This window comes from Clostridium sp. JS66, assembly GCF_033561535.1.
Lineage (GTDB): Bacteria > Bacillota > Clostridia > Clostridiales > Clostridiaceae > Clostridium_AM > Clostridium_AM carboxidivorans.
This window is the reverse complement of the sequence record NZ_CP131467.1, coordinates 1,933,411-1,948,381: the sequence shown is the minus strand read 5'-3', so window position 1 is coordinate 1,948,381 and position 14,971 is coordinate 1,933,411. Positions and strand designations below refer to the sequence as shown.

Sequence of the window (14,971 nt, the reverse complement as noted above, 5' to 3'; positions counted from 1 at the left end):
GAGGTGATAAATATTATGTTTAAAAATCTGCTTATAGTTGAAGATGATGCAGGAATTAGAAATTTAATAGCTATGTACTTTAGAAAGGAAAATTTCAATATATATGAAGCCGAAGATGGAAATCAAGCTTTAGATAGCTTTAAATTAAATAAAATAGATTTAATTATTCTTGATATAATGATTCCTTATATCGATGGTTTTAAAGTTTGTGAATGCATTAGAAAGATTTCTAATGTACCCATTATTATGCTTACTGCAAAAACTGAAGAACAGGATATACTACAGGGATTTGATGAAGGTACTGATGCATATGTAACCAAGCCTTTCAGCCCTAAAGTACTTGTAGCAAAGGCCAATGCTCTTTTAAATAGAGTTGATAATAAATTAAATACTAATGACAATATTTTTTCAAAAGATGGTTTTATTATAGATTTTAATTCTGGTGAAGTCACTGTGGACAACTCAAAAATAGTACTGACACATAAAGAATATGATTTATTAAAATTTTTAATACAAAATAAAGGAATCATTTTATCAAAGGACATAATACTCGATAAAGTATGGGGATATGACTATTTTGGAGATCCAAGAACTATTGACACACATATTAGAAGGCTAAGACAAAAACTAGGTAATAACCACAAATTTATAATAACAGTTAAAGGTAGAGGATATAAATTTGATGGTTTATAGAGGTGAAATATGAAATTTTACAAAAGTATTATCTTTAAGCTTTTTATAATATTATCTTCAATATTAATTTCTTTTCTGTGTATTATTGTTTTTATCCAAGTATTTATAGTAGGGAGAACCTACAATATTTCGCAAAACACCATAGAAAAAGAAAGACATATAGAAGTTTTTACAGATGATTTTATAAGTAAAATTATATTCAATGATGAAGGAATAAATTCCAAATCCACTGCTTTTGAAAAAATACAATTAAATTCTTTGGAAGACTTTGAAAATCAAAACCTGATAAGCTTTGTTATATTTGATAAAGATTTAAATAATGTAAAAATCACACAAGATACAAAATCACAATTTGATCCTTATTATGTTGATTATATTAAAAATAAAATTATAAATTACAATTCCAGCATACATTATTTCCCTGACATTGGGAATGAGATGCCTATTTTTCGTATTTATAACAAATATAAAATTCCTACCAAATATATAGTGTTTGAAAAAGCCTATAAGACATCAAAAACTGACTATGTTTATGTAACCGCAATTATTCCAGAAGTTTTTACATCAGCATCTTCAAATATATTAAAAAAATATGCTATTTATATATGTTTATTTTTAATTATTTTAATTTTTATCGTTTCCATAATTCTTGCATATTGGGTAGCAAAACCTATATTGAAAATAAATAAAACTGCATCTAAAATAGCAAGCTTAAATTTTTCTGAAAGGTGTGAGATAAAAAACGAAAATGAAATAGGAAGTTTAGCTAAAACTATAAATGTTATGTCATATAACCTTGAAAATACCCTACATAAACTTTCTAATGCTAATGAAAAATTACAAAAGGATTTAGATTTGCAAAGAGAACTTGATTTGCTTAGAAGAGAATTTTTAGGCGCTGTAACTCATGAATTTAAAACACCTATTACATTAATAAGAGGCTACACGGAAAGTATAAAAGACGATGTTGCACAAGGAGAAGAAAGGGAATTAGCCTTTAAAACCATACTAGATGAAACAGAAAGAATGGATAAACTTGTAAAAGATTTATTAGAACTTTCAACCTTAGAATCTGTAGGATATAAACTTAACATTTCTGAATTCTACATAAATAATCTTATAAATAAAATAAGTGATAAATATGAAAATATTGCTAGAGAAAGAAACATTACATTTGAACTCAGCAACTATAGTGATGTACTAGTCATAGGAGATGATTTTCGTATAAGCCAAGTATTATTTAACTTTATAAATAATGCTATAGATAACACACCAGAAAAGGGATATATTAAGTTGTCCTTAGAAAACATGACCACCTACGTAAAAATATCAATTGAAAACTCTGGCAAAAATATTAATGAAGCTGAAATAAGTAGAATTTGGGAAACCTTCTATAGAGTTGAAAAATCTCGAAATAAAAAATTTGGAGGAACAGGTCTTGGACTTGCTATATCAAAAGCAATCCTTGAACTTCATAATAGTGATTACGGTGCTACAAATACACCAAATGGTGTTTGTTTCTTTTTTACATTAAGAACTATAAATTAAAAAAATCACATTAAATTGTACATGATCTTATTTGCTAAAATTATTTATTAATCATTGAATTATAGATAACTGCTAGTTTGGATTTTGCCTATACATAAATATTACTATGATAATTTAAAATCCAAACTAACATTTATTAAATTCTTGATTATGTGGTATACTACTTATGCTTTATTGAAACTAACTTTGATTTTCTAATTTTAATTTGAATTCATTATGCTCTCAGCTATTTTTGACATTTCTTCAAAACTCAATTTATTATTTTCATCAGTAAGTTGATAATTCACATTGTTTTGCGTCCATTTCAATGAATGTGATTTATTAAATTCTTCTTTAAGTTTCGTACCATTTTTGCTACTAACAGCAACTAATATTTCTTTACCGTTCTTGCAATTTTCGTTTACCTTAGCAGCCTGCTCTTTTGTCAATTTAATATCAGTAGGCAATACATGTACTATATACTCTGCCCAATATGCAGTAGTATTTCCTACAGTTACAGCTTTAGCATTTTTATATATTGATGAATCTTTCTTGGCTCCAACTTTCCAAGCACTTAACGATATACTTTCTTCCCTGGTATTGTTTTTTGAATATATACCGTCTGCTTCTTTTTTATCATATTGTTTATCTGGAGTTGAACCGTTAATATGACCAGATATTCCAGCATCAATTAATTTATATTCTCCTGGAAGAGATTCTGGCATTTTTGCATCATAGCCTAAATCGCTTTTTAGATTATCCTTTGATGGTGCCTTATCATAGCTTTTCATATCTATATATCCATTAACATACTTTCCTATGCTTTGAAGTGCTGAAACTCTAGCATCTGGAGAAAATGTAAAAACTGCTCCTGCTGCTATAAACATGCAGCATGCTGCTGTTATCATAGATTTTTTTAAATTAAAATATGGCAGCCTATCCCTCAAATTAAGTATTTTTTCATTTCTATTTGATTGAATTTCATTTCTTATATTTTCAAACATATTCTCCTTTTGAGATACTTTTTCAGCTTTATCCATTAATGCTGATTTTATTATATTATCAAATTGTTGTTGGTTTGACATTTTCATCTTGCTCCTTTCCATTCAAACTATTATAAAAGGAATACCCTTCAAACTTTTTACTTCTTAATTCCTTCTCTAAAAACTTTCTAGCATTGTGAAGCCTTGACTTAACCGTACCTTGGAAGCACCCTAAAATTTTTGATATTTCTTTAATAGACAACTCATTATAATAATAAAGAATAATAGTTGTTTTTAAAGGTACACTTAATTTATCAATAGCTTCATTTACAAAACTTTTAATTTCATCTTTTTCAGCTATATCAGATAGTACTAAACTATCTGCAATTGTTTCTCTATTATTATCATCCATACTTTCTGTATGTAAATAATTTTTTTCCTTTGAACAGTAACGCCAAACTATCCTTGTGAGTAATCGATAAAACCAAGATTGAAAGGCTTCAGCATTTTTTAGACTTTTAATTTCTTTATAACATTTTATAAAAGCCTCCTGTACAATATCTTCTGCCATGTCATTTCGTCCAATTATAAGATATACTGTTCTAATTGCTTGCTTACTATATTGGTTAAATAAAATATTAAAAGCCTCCATATCACCCTCTTTGCAGCGCTGTATTAAACTGATTTCATCCACATCATCAACTTCCTTTCTAGGTGCACCTATTATATAAGAGACACCATATACAAAAAAGGTTCAAAAATTTTTTCTTAAATACAAATATTAAATTGATATGTAATTCTAAAATTTCAATAACAACAATGCTTTCACCTACATTATAAACTACTTGCAAGCACAAAAATGCCAGTGTATTAAATTTTAATACACTGGCATTTTAATTAATGGTGACCCCTAGGAGACTCGAACTCCTGTTACCACCGTGAAAGGGTGGTGTCTTAACCGCTTGACCAAGGGGCCTCGTATTTTTTCTTTTGTTTATTAGGTTTTTTTCTTTAGCATTTCGACTACATGTATTATAATAATATATTTTCTCCTATATGTCAACATTTTTTATAACTTTTTTTCGTTATTCTTATCATTATTTTAATCTTTCTCCACAATAAGGACAAAATTCAAAATTGGAATCTACTGCCCTTCCACAATTGCTGCATCTTAATTGTGCCTGTGCCCCATTATAATTTTCTATAACCTTTAAGTCCCAATAAGTAATGGCTGAATCTTCTCCATTTTCTACTCTAATACCTTTTTCTTTAGGTATCTCATAAATAGTATTACAATTATTGCATATCAAGAAATATCTTATATTCCATTTAAAAATTGGTATGAAAAATATATGAAAAAAAGAATATTGTTTTATTAATGTATGTCTACTACTATTACAATTCTTGCAACCTATAGTATTTATATCTTTTATCTGTTTCTGTTTATCTTCTACTCCAAATATTCCTATAAAGAACATTGTACCCTCCTAACGCATTGATATGCTAAGAAAATCCACTTCATAATATTACAACAAAAACTCTCAACTTACAACACAACTTCATCTTAACACAGTATATTTTAACACATAATAAGTAATAATATAAGCATAATGCGACGTAAAGGTGCAGTAAAAGTTTGAATTACTTTTACTCCGTGATATATGATAAGTGTTTCATCACGGCTAAGTGTGCATAAACTAGGTAATAAGTATTATTTGTACACGCAATGCACTAAGAAGTAACTTTCAACTGTATGCAGACTGATATATGCTGTGAAGGAAGATTCGAACGAATTTTAGAAGTTCTTTGCTTGAGATATTGAAAAATTTCGTAATTTTTGCCAGGACGGCAAAAGCTTCGAAAGCGACAGGACGTCGCATTTGAGGAGGTAGAAATTTTTCAATATCTCAAGCATTAGAACTTCTTAACGAAGTGAGTTTTCCTTCACAGCATATATCAGACGGAATACAGTTGAAAGTTACTTCGCTTACATACACTTGTGTCACATTATTCTTATATTGCCTACTTAGTTCAAAAGGAGATGTTCATTATGATATTGATAAAAAACATAGAAATTTATTCACCAGAATACTTAGGTAAAAATGATGTTCTCATATGCTTTGATAAGATAGTCTATATATCTAAAAATATACAAATTCCAGATAAAAACTTTCCTGAAATCCAAATAATTGATGGTGATGGTTTTACTTTAACACCTGGCCTCATTGATCTTCATGTCCATATTATTGGTGGTGGTGGTGAAGGTGGATTTACCACTAGAGCTCCTGAACTAAACCTTACAGACTTTACCTCCAACGGAATTACTACCTGTGTTGGATTGTTAGGAACTGATGGAATTACAAGAAGTATGGGAAACTTACTTGCAAAAGCAAGGGCTTTGGAGGAAGAAGGTATAAGTACTCACTGTTGGACGGGATGTTATGAAATGCCTACAAGAACAATAACTGATAGCGCTAGAGGAGACATTGTTTTAGTAGATAAAATAATAGGTGTAGGTGAAATTGCTGTATCTGACCATAGGAGTAGTAATCCTTCTTCTGAAGATTTAATTCATCTAGCTTCTGAAGCTAGAGTTGGAGGCATGCTGTCTGGCAAATGTGGTATTTTACATATACATATAGGTGATGGAAAAAAAGGACTTACTCCTGTATTTGATATAGTAGAAGACTCTGAAGTACCATATGAAAACTTACTCCCTACTCATGTAAACAGGAATCCATTAGCATTTAAACATTCTATAGAATATGCTAAAAATGGAGGTTTTATTGATATAACTACAGGTATTAAACCTGAGGGAGATAATGCCTTATTTGCTTTTGATGTTTATAAAACCATGCTTAAAGAAAATATATCCCCTTATCACATTACTATGAGTTCCGATTCAGGAGGAAGTATGCCTATATTTGACGAAAACGGCAAATTACTTTCTTTAAAAATAGGCTTACCATCTACAAATATTGAAACCATAAGACAATGCATAGAAAATGATATATCCATGGAAGAATCCCTTATTCCTTTAACTTCTTCACCAGCTAAGTTTTTAAAATTTAAAAATAAAGGTAAAATTTCTGAAGGCTTTGATGCTGATTTATTAATATTAGATAAAAAATTAAACTTGAATACAGTTATATGCAAAGGTAAAATTATGATAAGCAATTATAAACCTACTGTATATGGAACTTTTTCAAAGCCAAGTGATTCTTAGACTCAGGTAATATTCCTCAAATAAAAAATGATAAAAGTGTTACATATAGCAGCTATGCTACAAATTTAATTGTTTACATCAAAAGATTATTGCGTTAAACTATTATTAGTATAACGAATTGAAAAATAAACAGAAGTGGGTTGTTACAAATGATACTAAGTCCAATAATTATTTCTTTAAAAGTTTCTTTAATTTCCACAATCTTCACATGCATAATAGGAATTGCTTTAGCTAGACTATTTACCAAATACGAGTTTAAGGGTAAGGATATTCTAGAAGTTTTGATAATTTTACCTATGGTATTACCTCCTTCCGTTGTAGGATATGGTCTTTTAGTAATATTAGGCAGGTACGGTTTTATAGGTAAATTTATTCTAAATGTTTTTAACAAAAGTCTAATTTTCACTTTAACTGCTGCTTGTATAGCTTCTTTTGTGGTTTCTCTTCCTCTAATGTACCAAAGCTGCAAAGCAGCTTTCATAAATATGGACAAAGTCTGTGAAAACGCTGCAAGAACATTGGGAGCTAGTGAACTTAAAGTATTTTTTAAAGTAACACTACCAATGGCTTTCCCAGGCATAATAAGTGGCTTAGTTTTATCTTTTGCCAGAGCGTTAGGTGAATTTGGTGCTACACTAATGATAGCTGGAAATATTCCTGGAAAAACTCAAACCATTCCTACTGCTATATATTTTGCTGTGGAAAGTGGAGATAACAGAACTGCTAATATTCTTGTATTAATAGTTTTAATTTTCAGTTTCACAACCATATATAGCCTTAACATGTGGACAAAGCGAAATTGCAAATAATATTTTTAAGGATGGATTTTATGCTTAACGTTAGAATATTTAAAAAGATGTATTGTTTTGATTTAGATGTGAACTTTTCCCTTAATAAAGAAGTGCTTGTTATACAAGGACACTCAGGTTCTGGTAAAACTACAATTTTAGATTGTATATCTGGTATAAAAACTCCTGAAGAAGGTGAAATATCCGTAGGTAATGAAGCTATATTTTCTTCTAAAAAAAATATAAATATGAAAATTAAAGATAGAAATATAGGCTATGTATTTCAAAATTATGCTCTCTTTCCTCACATGACTATAGAAAAAAACATATTATTTGGTTTAGAATGCAAAAATTTAAAAGACACTAACTACATTGAACATATTATGGAAGCTTTTAATATTGATCATTTAAAAAAGAGATATCCAAAACAAATATCAGGTGGTGAAAAACAAAGAGTTGCTCTAGCTAGGGCCTTATCTATAAAACCTGACGTTCTTCTTTTAGACGAACCTTTTTCAGCTCTAGATGTACAAACTAAGTCCATAGTATATGAAGAATTTTTGCAGTTAAAAAAGCTATATTCTATAGACATTATTTTAGTTACACACAATCCTGAAGAAGCTCGTTTGTTAGGCGATAAAATAATTCATATAGATTATGGAAGAATTAAAGAATGTGAAAATACTAGCACTTTAGAAGCTGGTATTTCTATTTAATAATTTAGAAAGCTATGAAATATAAGTTCGCACCTTAATTTCATAGCTTTTATTATATTACAATATTTTCTACATAGACTTTAATTTAGTCTCAATAAGTTCTTTTGCTATCTTAGGATTTGCCTGACCCTTTGAAGCCTTCATTACTTGACCCATTAAGAATCCAGCTGCCTGCTGTTTACCACTCTTATAATCTTCTATTGATTTAGGGTTAGCACTTAAAACTTCATCTACTATCTTTTCAAGTACATCTGATGAACTTATTTGAGAAAGTCCTTTTTCCTTCACTATTTCTTCAGGATCTTTTCCTGAATCAAACATTTCATTGAATACTTCTTTTCCTGCTGTATTACTTATTTTTCCTTCACCTATTAACTTTATAAGTTTACAAAGCATTTCTGGTTTAAGAGTCATATCAGTGCTTTCCATTTCTTTTTCTTTAAGTATTCTAAGCACTTCAGCTAAAATCCAGTTTGCAGCAGTTTTTGCATCTGCTCCAAGTGCTACAACATCTTCATAGAAATGACTTAACGCCTTATCAGAAACTAAAATATCTACTTCTTTTTCTGTAAGCTTAAATTGCTCCATAAATCTAACCTTCTTCTCTGGTGCAAGCTCTGGAATAGTTTTCTCTATACTTTCTATTTGATTGTCACTAATAACTATTGGTACTAAATCTGGATCTGGAAAATATCTATAATCATCCGCATCTTCCTTGGATCTCATAGGAATAGTTCTTCCCTTTCCGCTATCCCATCTTCTAGTTTCCTGCTTTATTTTATCCCCTTCTCCAAAAGTATAAAGCTCTTGTTGTCTTTTTTGTTCCTTTTCTAATGCTTTTTGAACTTCTTTAAAAGAGTTTATATTTTTAATTTCTACCTTAGTATTGAATTCTTCCTGTCCCACTGGTCTTAAAGAAATGTTAGCATCACATCTCATAGATCCTTGATCCATTCTACAGTCTGACACTTCTGCATACTCTAATAGCGATTTTAACGTTTTAAGAAAAGCTACTGCTTCTGCTGGTGAATGAATATCTGGCTCCGTAACTATTTCTGCTAGTGGCATTCCTGCACGATTATAGTCTATTAATGAAAATGGTTCATCTTCCAAATGAGTAAGTTTTGCTGGATCTTCTTCTATGTGTATTCTATTTAATCTTACTTTCTTTTTAACTCCGTCTAATTCAAACTCAACATATCCCCCGCTGCAGATTGGTAAATCAAACTGAGAAATTTGATAAGATTTTGTAAGGTCTGGATAAAAATAATTTTTTCTATCCATTTTGTTTAACTTATTTATTTTACAGTTTAAAACCTTACCAGCTTTTATAGCTAATTTAATTACTTCTTTATTCAAAACAGGCAATGTTCCTGGCAATCCTAAACATACTGGACATGTATTGCTGTTAGGCTCAGACCCAAACTTAGTAGAACAGTTGCAAAATATTTTTGTCTTTGTATTTAATTCAGCGTGTATTTCCAAACCAATTATTGTTTCATAACTCATAATTTTTTCTCCCTTCTGCTTACTTTATAGCTAAAGTATCTACTTTAAGTTCTTTTTCAAGTGCATAAGCAGCTTTTAATATTTTCTTTTCTCCAAAATGAGGTCCTATAATTTGAATTCCTATTGGAAGTCCTTCTTTGCTAAATCCACAAGGAAGGGATAATGCTGGAACTCCAGCTAAATTGATATTTACAGTGTATATATCCGCAAGATACATTTCCATAGGATTTTCACTCTTTTCTCCACTTAAAAATGGAAGTACAGGTGAAGTTGGACTCAATATTAAATCATATTTTTCAAGAGTTTCTTTAAACTGTCTTCTTATTTCTTTTCGGAGTTTTTGAGCTCTATTGTAATAAGCATCATAGTAACCAGAAGATAATGCATATGTCCCCAGCATGATTCTTCTCTTAACTTCTTTTCCGAAGGCTTCTGTTCTTGTTTGTGCCATTAAATCATCAACAGATTCGTAATCCTTAGCTCTATATCCATATCTTATTCCATCATATCTATCTAAGTTTGAGCTAGCTTCTGCTGAAGATATTATATAATAAGAAGAAAGTCCTTCCTCTGTTATAGGCATAGTAGTTTCTTCAACGATTGCACCCATTTCTTTAAGCTTTTCCATAACCTTTTCCAAAGAAGCTTTTATTTCTTCATTTAAGCCTTTTCCAAAGAATTCCTTAGGCACTCCTATTTTTAATCCTTTAACACTTCCATCTAATGCACTTAAATAATCTATTTCAACTTCTTTTCTTGAACTAGTACTATCCATTTTATCATAACCTGCTATAGTTTCTAATGTCATAGCACAATCTTCAACTGTTTTTCCAAAAGGTCCTATTTGATCAAGAGATGATGCAAAAGCTACAAGTCCAAATCTTGATATTAATCCATAAGTTGGCTTTAATCCAACTACTCCACAAAATGCTGCTGGCTGACGAATTGAACCACCTGTATCAGAACCTAATGACACTGGTGCAATTCCAGCTGCTACTACTGCAGCAGATCCACCTGAAGATCCACCAGGAACTCTTTTAAGATCCCACGGATTTTTAGTTTTCATAAAAGCTGAATTTTCTGTGGAAGATCCCATAGCAAACTCATCCATATTAGTTTTTCCTATTATAACTGCATCTTCTACCTTTAATTTTTTAATTACAGTAGCATCATATGGAGGAATAAAATCTCCCAACATTTTTGATGCACAAGTAGTTTTTATTCCATCTGTACATATGTTATCTTTAATTGCAATAGGTACTCCTGCAAATTTTCCAAGCTTTTCTCCATTTTTAACTTTTTCATCCACTGCTTTAGCTGATTTTATAGCTTCTTCTTCACAAAGTGTAATATACGCTTCTACCTTTGGATCTACTTCTTTTATTCTTTCAAAAAGCTTTTTTACGATTTCTTCTGAAGTAAATTTTCCTTCTTCTATACCTTTTTTTATTTCAAAAGCTGTCATAGCTTGTATTTCCATATTTACAACCTCCTGATTTTAAATTAGAGCGAGAATCAAGGTATTTTAAAAGGTTAAAGTACCTTAATTCCACTTTAATTATTCTATTATCTTTGGAACTTCAACGTAAACGTCTCTCATGCTTTTAACGTTCTGGAATAATTTTTTCTTCTCTTCATAAACTTTTACTTCATCTTCTCTAACAAAGGATTTTAATCCATCTTCATATTTATTCAAATCTACGCCGCTTAAATCAAATTTATCTATAGATGCAAAATGTCCTAATATTCCTTCAAAGTCTTTAGCCATTTTTTCTGCTTCTTCATCAGTAACCTTAAGTTTTGCAAGCTTCGCAATATATTTAACCTCATCAATGCTTATCATCTTTAAATCCTCCTATTTCTAAACCAAGATACTTTCTAATGCTTAATCATTCTAAATATTTTATGATTAATGCTAATTTTTTAAAAATATCCTAAGGCTCTAATCTCTTCATATCTCTTGGGAGTAATGTAGCTTCTCTTATATTGCTTAGGTTAAGAATTTTCATTGTAATTCTTTCAAGTCCTATAGCCAATCCGCCATGTGGTGGCATTCCATATCTAAAGCTTTCTAAATAGAATCCATAATCCTCTGGGTTAAATCCAAATTTCTTTATATTTTCTTTTAACATTTCATAATCGTGTATTCTTTGACCTCCAGTAGTTATTTCAAGTCCTTTATATATAAGGTCAAAACTCTTTGTCATTCCATCTTCATCTGGCATAGCATACATAGGTCTCTTTTTAATTGGGTAAGCTGTTAAAAATACAAAGTCACTATCATATTTTTCTTTTATATATTTTGCAAAAAGTTCTTCTCCTTCAGCATCAATGTTTCCTACTGGAGATCTCTTACCATACTTCTCTAAGAGTATTTTATGAGCTTCTGCAAGAGGTATTCTTGGAATTTCCACTTTTTCTGGAAGACTTACATCAAACATTGCTAATTCCTTTTGGCAAGTCTTTCTTAAATGCTGGAATAAGTGTCTCATAAAGCCTTCTTCTAAATCCATAATATCATTTTCATCTTTTATGAATCCCATTTCTAAATCAAGACTTATATATTCATTTAAATGTCTGTAAGTGTTGTGAAGTTCTGCCCTATATGCTGGAGCTATTTCAAATACTTTTTCAAATCCCGCTCCTACCATCATTTGCTTAAAAAACTGTGGACTTTGAGCTAAAAATGCTCTTTTGTCAAAATAGTTTATAGTAAATACTTCAGAACCACCTTCAGTACTTGCACCTAAAATTTTTGGCGTATGAATTTCTGAAAAGTCATTTTGTAATAAATACTCTCTAAAAGCTGTAACTATTTCCTGTTGAACCTTAAAAGCTGCTCTAGTTTTTGGATTTCTTAAACTTATATATCTATAATCTAATTGAGTTTCCAAATGAGCTGAGCTTTTTCTTTCATTTACTGTTATTGGAAGTTTATCATAATAAGTTTTTCCTAAAACCTTTAATTCCTTAACCTGTAATTCAATCCCACCTGGAGCCTTTTCATTTGCTACCTTAGTTCCAACAACCTCTAAACTCATTTCTAATCTTAATCCCTTTAAAAGTTCCTTACCAACTACTAATTGAATTATTCCTGTCTTATCTCTCAAATGAACAAAACCAAAGCTTTTAAAATCAATTACTTTATGAACCCAACCTTGAACTAAAACTTCATCTGAAGCTGATTCCTTAACTTTTTCTACATATAATCTTTCCATAATATTGCCTCCTAAAACATATATTTTCCACTTTTCCAAATAAAAAACCCCTGTATCTTAATAGATACAGGGGCGAATTTCTTCGCGGTGCCACCCTAATTTAGCTTTAAACACTTATCCGGTATACTTATAAATATACACATAATAAAATAAGAGTTACTGCTTCATTAGGGAATTTATGCCTTTGCATAAATTAAATTTATTTTTGAATATAAAAAACCGTCCTTATACCTTGCGGTATAGGGACGGATACTATTCCGTGGTGCCACCCTAATTTAGCTTTAAAGCTATCTCTTATCGGTACAGATAATTAAACTTACTTATCGATACCTATCCCTTGTAACATAGGGAATACGTCTAAGCCTACTCTTATAAAAATTTCGGTTAGATACTCCAGGGTGTTCTTCAATATAATCTTCATACTCGGCTTCCACCTTCCCGAATTCGCTCTGAATCTGAATTATATTTACTCTCCCTATCATTGTTTTTCTTCAACATTTCAAGTTATGTTTATATTATAATTACTGTATAAATATAAGTCAATAGTTTTTTGATAATTTTTTAAATATTTAAATATATTCTTTTCACTTTAGTTAATTAATATTACATTCTTTAATAAGTTTTTATCAAAATGCTATATTATTTAACATTGTTATTATTTGTATCAATTGCAATCCTATATACAACAAATCTTATATATGTACTTTTCCCATAACAACCAATTTATTTTCATTTTATATTTTAGTTTCAATTCGATTTCTACCATTTGCTTTAGCCATATATAATAATTTATCAACAATTTTTATACATTCATACTTTGTATATACTTCATTTTCATATACCCCTCCACTTATTGTAACATTGATCTTTTGTTTCCATGAAAGATTTGCAACACCTTTTCTAATTCTTTCAGCTATTTCTTTTGCTTTTTCTTTTTGTGTATCAGGTAAAACAACAATAAATTCTTCTCCACCATATCTTCCAATATAATCTGTAGACCTCAAATTTTTTTTTAAGACACTACTTACAGCAACTAAAACTTCATCTCCGCACAAATGACCATAAGTATCATTAATAGATTTAAAATAATCAATATCAAACATTAATGTAGTAAATTTTTTCCCTTGCTTTATATAAATTTCTATCATAGTATCTAATATAGATACTATATAATTCCTACTATACAAATTTGTCAAATCATCTCTAATTGATTTTTCGTATATAATTTTGTTTTGCATTCTCAAATTTTCTAATTTAATTATTTCATTAGAGTAATTAGTTATAACTACATAAGTTTCCAAAAATGCAAAAATGAAAATACCTATCTGAAAGCTATACCCACCACCTTTAATACAATTATCCACCAACATATCATTTATAGTTGTTATTAATAAAAATAAAAAAGCAATAAGTGATATTTCACTATTTTTTTCTTTTTTTCTAACCTTATTTATTAGAAATATTAATACACTAATCATAATAATTAGTAAGATAGCTTCATTAAAAAATAGCAATTTATCATTAGTTATAAAAAGCATAATAATAGAAATTGATGAAAATATTAATGAACTTGCAATTATCTTTTTAGATAAATTGGTGAACCATTCATTTAAAAATAAAATGTATATAGATATCCATGGATAATATGTAAATGCCTGAATTTTAATTATTTCCACATTAGGCATATTGGGAAAAACGATTTTAATTAACCACTCATTTAAAAACAAGCACCTCATTTGAACTAATAAACATAACATAAAAAAATACAGAAAAGCATTATCCTTTTTAAGCCTTTTATATAAAAATATAAATAATAATTCTAAAATAAACAAGCCACCTATTATTATAAAATCTATACCTGAATGGAATATAAATTCATTCATAATCTGGTCCTTAAATCCAAATTCCATAGGTTTAATTTCTATAAAAGGATCCTTATCATTAGATATTTGAATTACTTTATCTGCTATTTCATCTTTTAAAATAAAATATGTATATGCTTGGGCTTTCAAGTTATCTTGTACTACTTTAAATTTATCAGTATTTTTATATTTTAAATCCAATGGTTCAAGCATTGTATTATTACTTAATTTCCACTGATCTGTTAATTTATCAGTTCCTATTTTTGTAAAATTATAATTATTTAAATTACAAATACTTTCACTAGCTTTTACATTACTAGCTTTATAAGCATTTAAAAATAAACATATACTTACAAACAGAACTAAAATAGTAATACTTATAATTTTTCTCATATAATATCTCCCTTTAATAAAAATAAGTAATTAAATAATATTTATCTAACTTATCC

13 protein-coding genes, 1 tRNA gene and 1 other annotated feature are annotated in these 14,971 nt (G+C 29.2%); of the genes, 5 read left to right on the top strand and 9 right to left on the bottom strand.

Annotation, left to right across the window (positions count from 1 at the left end; all coding sequences use genetic code 11):
* The first annotated feature begins 15 nt into the window (after nt 1-15).
* Complete coding sequence (locus Q6H37_RS09140) at nt 16-693, top strand: response regulator transcription factor (RefSeq protein WP_318741180.1); 678 nt, start codon at nt 16-18, stop codon at nt 691-693.
* Between the two features lie 9 nt (nt 694-702).
* Nucleotides 703-2,241, top strand: coding sequence for a HAMP domain-containing sensor histidine kinase (locus Q6H37_RS09135; protein ID WP_318741178.1), 1,539 nt, complete (start codon nt 703-705; stop codon nt 2,239-2,241).
* Between the two features lie 200 nt (nt 2,242-2,441).
* Here the strand turns inward: Q6H37_RS09135 and Q6H37_RS09130 are convergent, their stop codons facing one another.
* The 4 genes from Q6H37_RS09130 to Q6H37_RS09115 form a co-directional block, all read right to left on the bottom strand.
* Complete coding sequence (locus Q6H37_RS09130) at nt 2,442-3,305, bottom strand: hypothetical protein (RefSeq protein ID WP_318741176.1); 864 nt, start codon at nt 3,303-3,305, stop codon at nt 2,442-2,444.
* Nucleotides 3,283-3,897 carry an RNA polymerase sigma factor gene (locus Q6H37_RS09125; protein WP_318741173.1) on the bottom strand — a complete coding sequence of 205 codons (615 nt, stop codon included), beginning with the start codon at nt 3,895-3,897 and terminating at the stop codon, nt 3,283-3,285. The genes Q6H37_RS09130 and Q6H37_RS09125 overlap by 23 nt, the downstream gene beginning before the upstream one ends.
* Before the next feature lie 207 nt (nt 3,898-4,104).
* Nucleotides 4,105-4,179, bottom strand: a tRNA-Glu gene (locus tag Q6H37_RS09120).
* Between the two features lie 121 nt (nt 4,180-4,300).
* Nucleotides 4,301-4,681, bottom strand: coding sequence for a zinc-ribbon domain-containing protein (locus Q6H37_RS09115; RefSeq protein ID WP_318741171.1), 381 nt, complete (start codon nt 4,679-4,681; stop codon nt 4,301-4,303).
* A gap of 572 nt (nt 4,682-5,253) precedes the next feature.
* Between Q6H37_RS09115 and iadA the strand changes: the two genes are divergently transcribed.
* The 3 genes from iadA to Q6H37_RS09100 all read left to right on the top strand — a co-directional run bounded on the left by iadA (nt 5,254) and on the right by Q6H37_RS09100 (nt 7,933).
* Nucleotides 5,254-6,429, top strand: coding sequence for a beta-aspartyl-peptidase (gene iadA / locus Q6H37_RS09110; protein ID WP_318741169.1), 1,176 nt, complete (start codon nt 5,254-5,256; stop codon nt 6,427-6,429).
* Nucleotides 6,430-6,578: 149 nt separating this feature from the next.
* On the top strand, nt 6,579-7,238 hold the full coding sequence (gene modB / locus Q6H37_RS09105; protein WP_318741166.1) for a molybdate ABC transporter permease subunit: 660 nt from the start codon (nt 6,579-6,581) through the stop codon (nt 7,236-7,238).
* Nucleotides 7,239-7,258: 20 nt separating this feature from the next.
* Nucleotides 7,259-7,933, top strand: coding sequence for an ATP-binding cassette domain-containing protein (locus Q6H37_RS09100; protein WP_318741163.1), 675 nt, complete (start codon nt 7,259-7,261; stop codon nt 7,931-7,933).
* 69 nt (nt 7,934-8,002) lie between these two features.
* Here the strand turns inward: Q6H37_RS09100 and gatB are convergent, their stop codons facing one another.
* The 5 genes from gatB to Q6H37_RS09075 form a co-directional block, all read right to left on the bottom strand.
* On the bottom strand, nt 8,003-9,442 hold the full coding sequence (gatB, locus tag Q6H37_RS09095) for an Asp-tRNA(Asn)/Glu-tRNA(Gln) amidotransferase subunit GatB (RefSeq protein ID WP_318741161.1): 1,440 nt from the start codon (nt 9,440-9,442) through the stop codon (nt 8,003-8,005).
* Nucleotides 9,443-9,461: 19 nt separating this feature from the next.
* Nucleotides 9,462-10,922, bottom strand: coding sequence for an Asp-tRNA(Asn)/Glu-tRNA(Gln) amidotransferase subunit GatA (gatA, locus tag Q6H37_RS09090; RefSeq protein ID WP_318741158.1), 1,461 nt, complete (start codon nt 10,920-10,922; stop codon nt 9,462-9,464).
* Between the two features lie 78 nt (nt 10,923-11,000).
* The gene (gene gatC / locus Q6H37_RS09085; RefSeq protein WP_007060199.1) at nt 11,001-11,285 is read right to left on the bottom strand and encodes an Asp-tRNA(Asn)/Glu-tRNA(Gln) amidotransferase subunit GatC; all 285 of its coding nucleotides are present in this window, start codon (nt 11,283-11,285) and stop codon (nt 11,001-11,003) included.
* 91 nt (nt 11,286-11,376) lie between these two features.
* Complete coding sequence (gene aspS, locus Q6H37_RS09080) at nt 11,377-12,660, bottom strand: aspartate--tRNA(Asn) ligase (protein ID WP_318741153.1); 1,284 nt, start codon at nt 12,658-12,660, stop codon at nt 11,377-11,379.
* A gap of 238 nt (nt 12,661-12,898) precedes the next feature.
* Nucleotides 12,899-13,151, bottom strand: a binding site (T-box leader).
* 243 nt (nt 13,152-13,394) lie between these two features.
* Nucleotides 13,395-14,915 carry a diguanylate cyclase gene (locus Q6H37_RS09075; RefSeq protein ID WP_318741151.1) on the bottom strand — a complete coding sequence of 507 codons (1,521 nt, stop codon included), beginning with the start codon at nt 14,913-14,915 and terminating at the stop codon, nt 13,395-13,397.
* Nucleotides 14,916-14,971 lie beyond the last annotated feature (56 nt).

Excerpts from the sequence above, each read along its gene's own strand:
- gatB (WP_318741161.1), bottom strand. The coding sequence starts at position 9,442 with ATGAGTTATGAAACAATAATTGGTTTGGAAATACACGCTGAATTAAAT.
- gatC (WP_007060199.1), bottom strand. The coding sequence starts at position 11,285 with ATGATAAGCATTGATGAGGTTAAATATATTGCGAAGCTTGCAAAACTT.
- Q6H37_RS09140 (WP_318741180.1), top strand. The coding sequence starts at position 16 with ATGTTTAAAAATCTGCTTATAGTTGAAGATGATGCAGGAATTAGAAAT.
- modB (WP_318741166.1), top strand. The coding sequence starts at position 6,579 with ATGATACTAAGTCCAATAATTATTTCTTTAAAAGTTTCTTTAATTTCC.
- Q6H37_RS09115 (WP_318741171.1), bottom strand. The coding sequence starts at position 4,681 with ATGTTCTTTATAGGAATATTTGGAGTAGAAGATAAACAGAAACAGATA.
- gatA (WP_318741158.1), bottom strand. The coding sequence starts at position 10,922 with ATGGAAATACAAGCTATGACAGCTTTTGAAATAAAAAAAGGTATAGAA.
- Q6H37_RS09135 (WP_318741178.1), top strand. The coding sequence starts at position 703 with ATGAAATTTTACAAAAGTATTATCTTTAAGCTTTTTATAATATTATCT.
- Q6H37_RS09100 (WP_318741163.1), top strand. The coding sequence starts at position 7,259 with ATGCTTAACGTTAGAATATTTAAAAAGATGTATTGTTTTGATTTAGAT.
- Q6H37_RS09075 (WP_318741151.1), bottom strand. The coding sequence starts at position 14,915 with ATGAGAAAAATTATAAGTATTACTATTTTAGTTCTGTTTGTAAGTATA.
- Q6H37_RS09130 (WP_318741176.1), bottom strand. The coding sequence starts at position 3,305 with ATGTCAAACCAACAACAATTTGATAATATAATAAAATCAGCATTAATG.
- aspS (WP_318741153.1), bottom strand. The coding sequence starts at position 12,660 with ATGGAAAGATTATATGTAGAAAAAGTTAAGGAATCAGCTTCAGATGAA.
- iadA (WP_318741169.1), top strand. The coding sequence starts at position 5,254 with ATGATATTGATAAAAAACATAGAAATTTATTCACCAGAATACTTAGGT.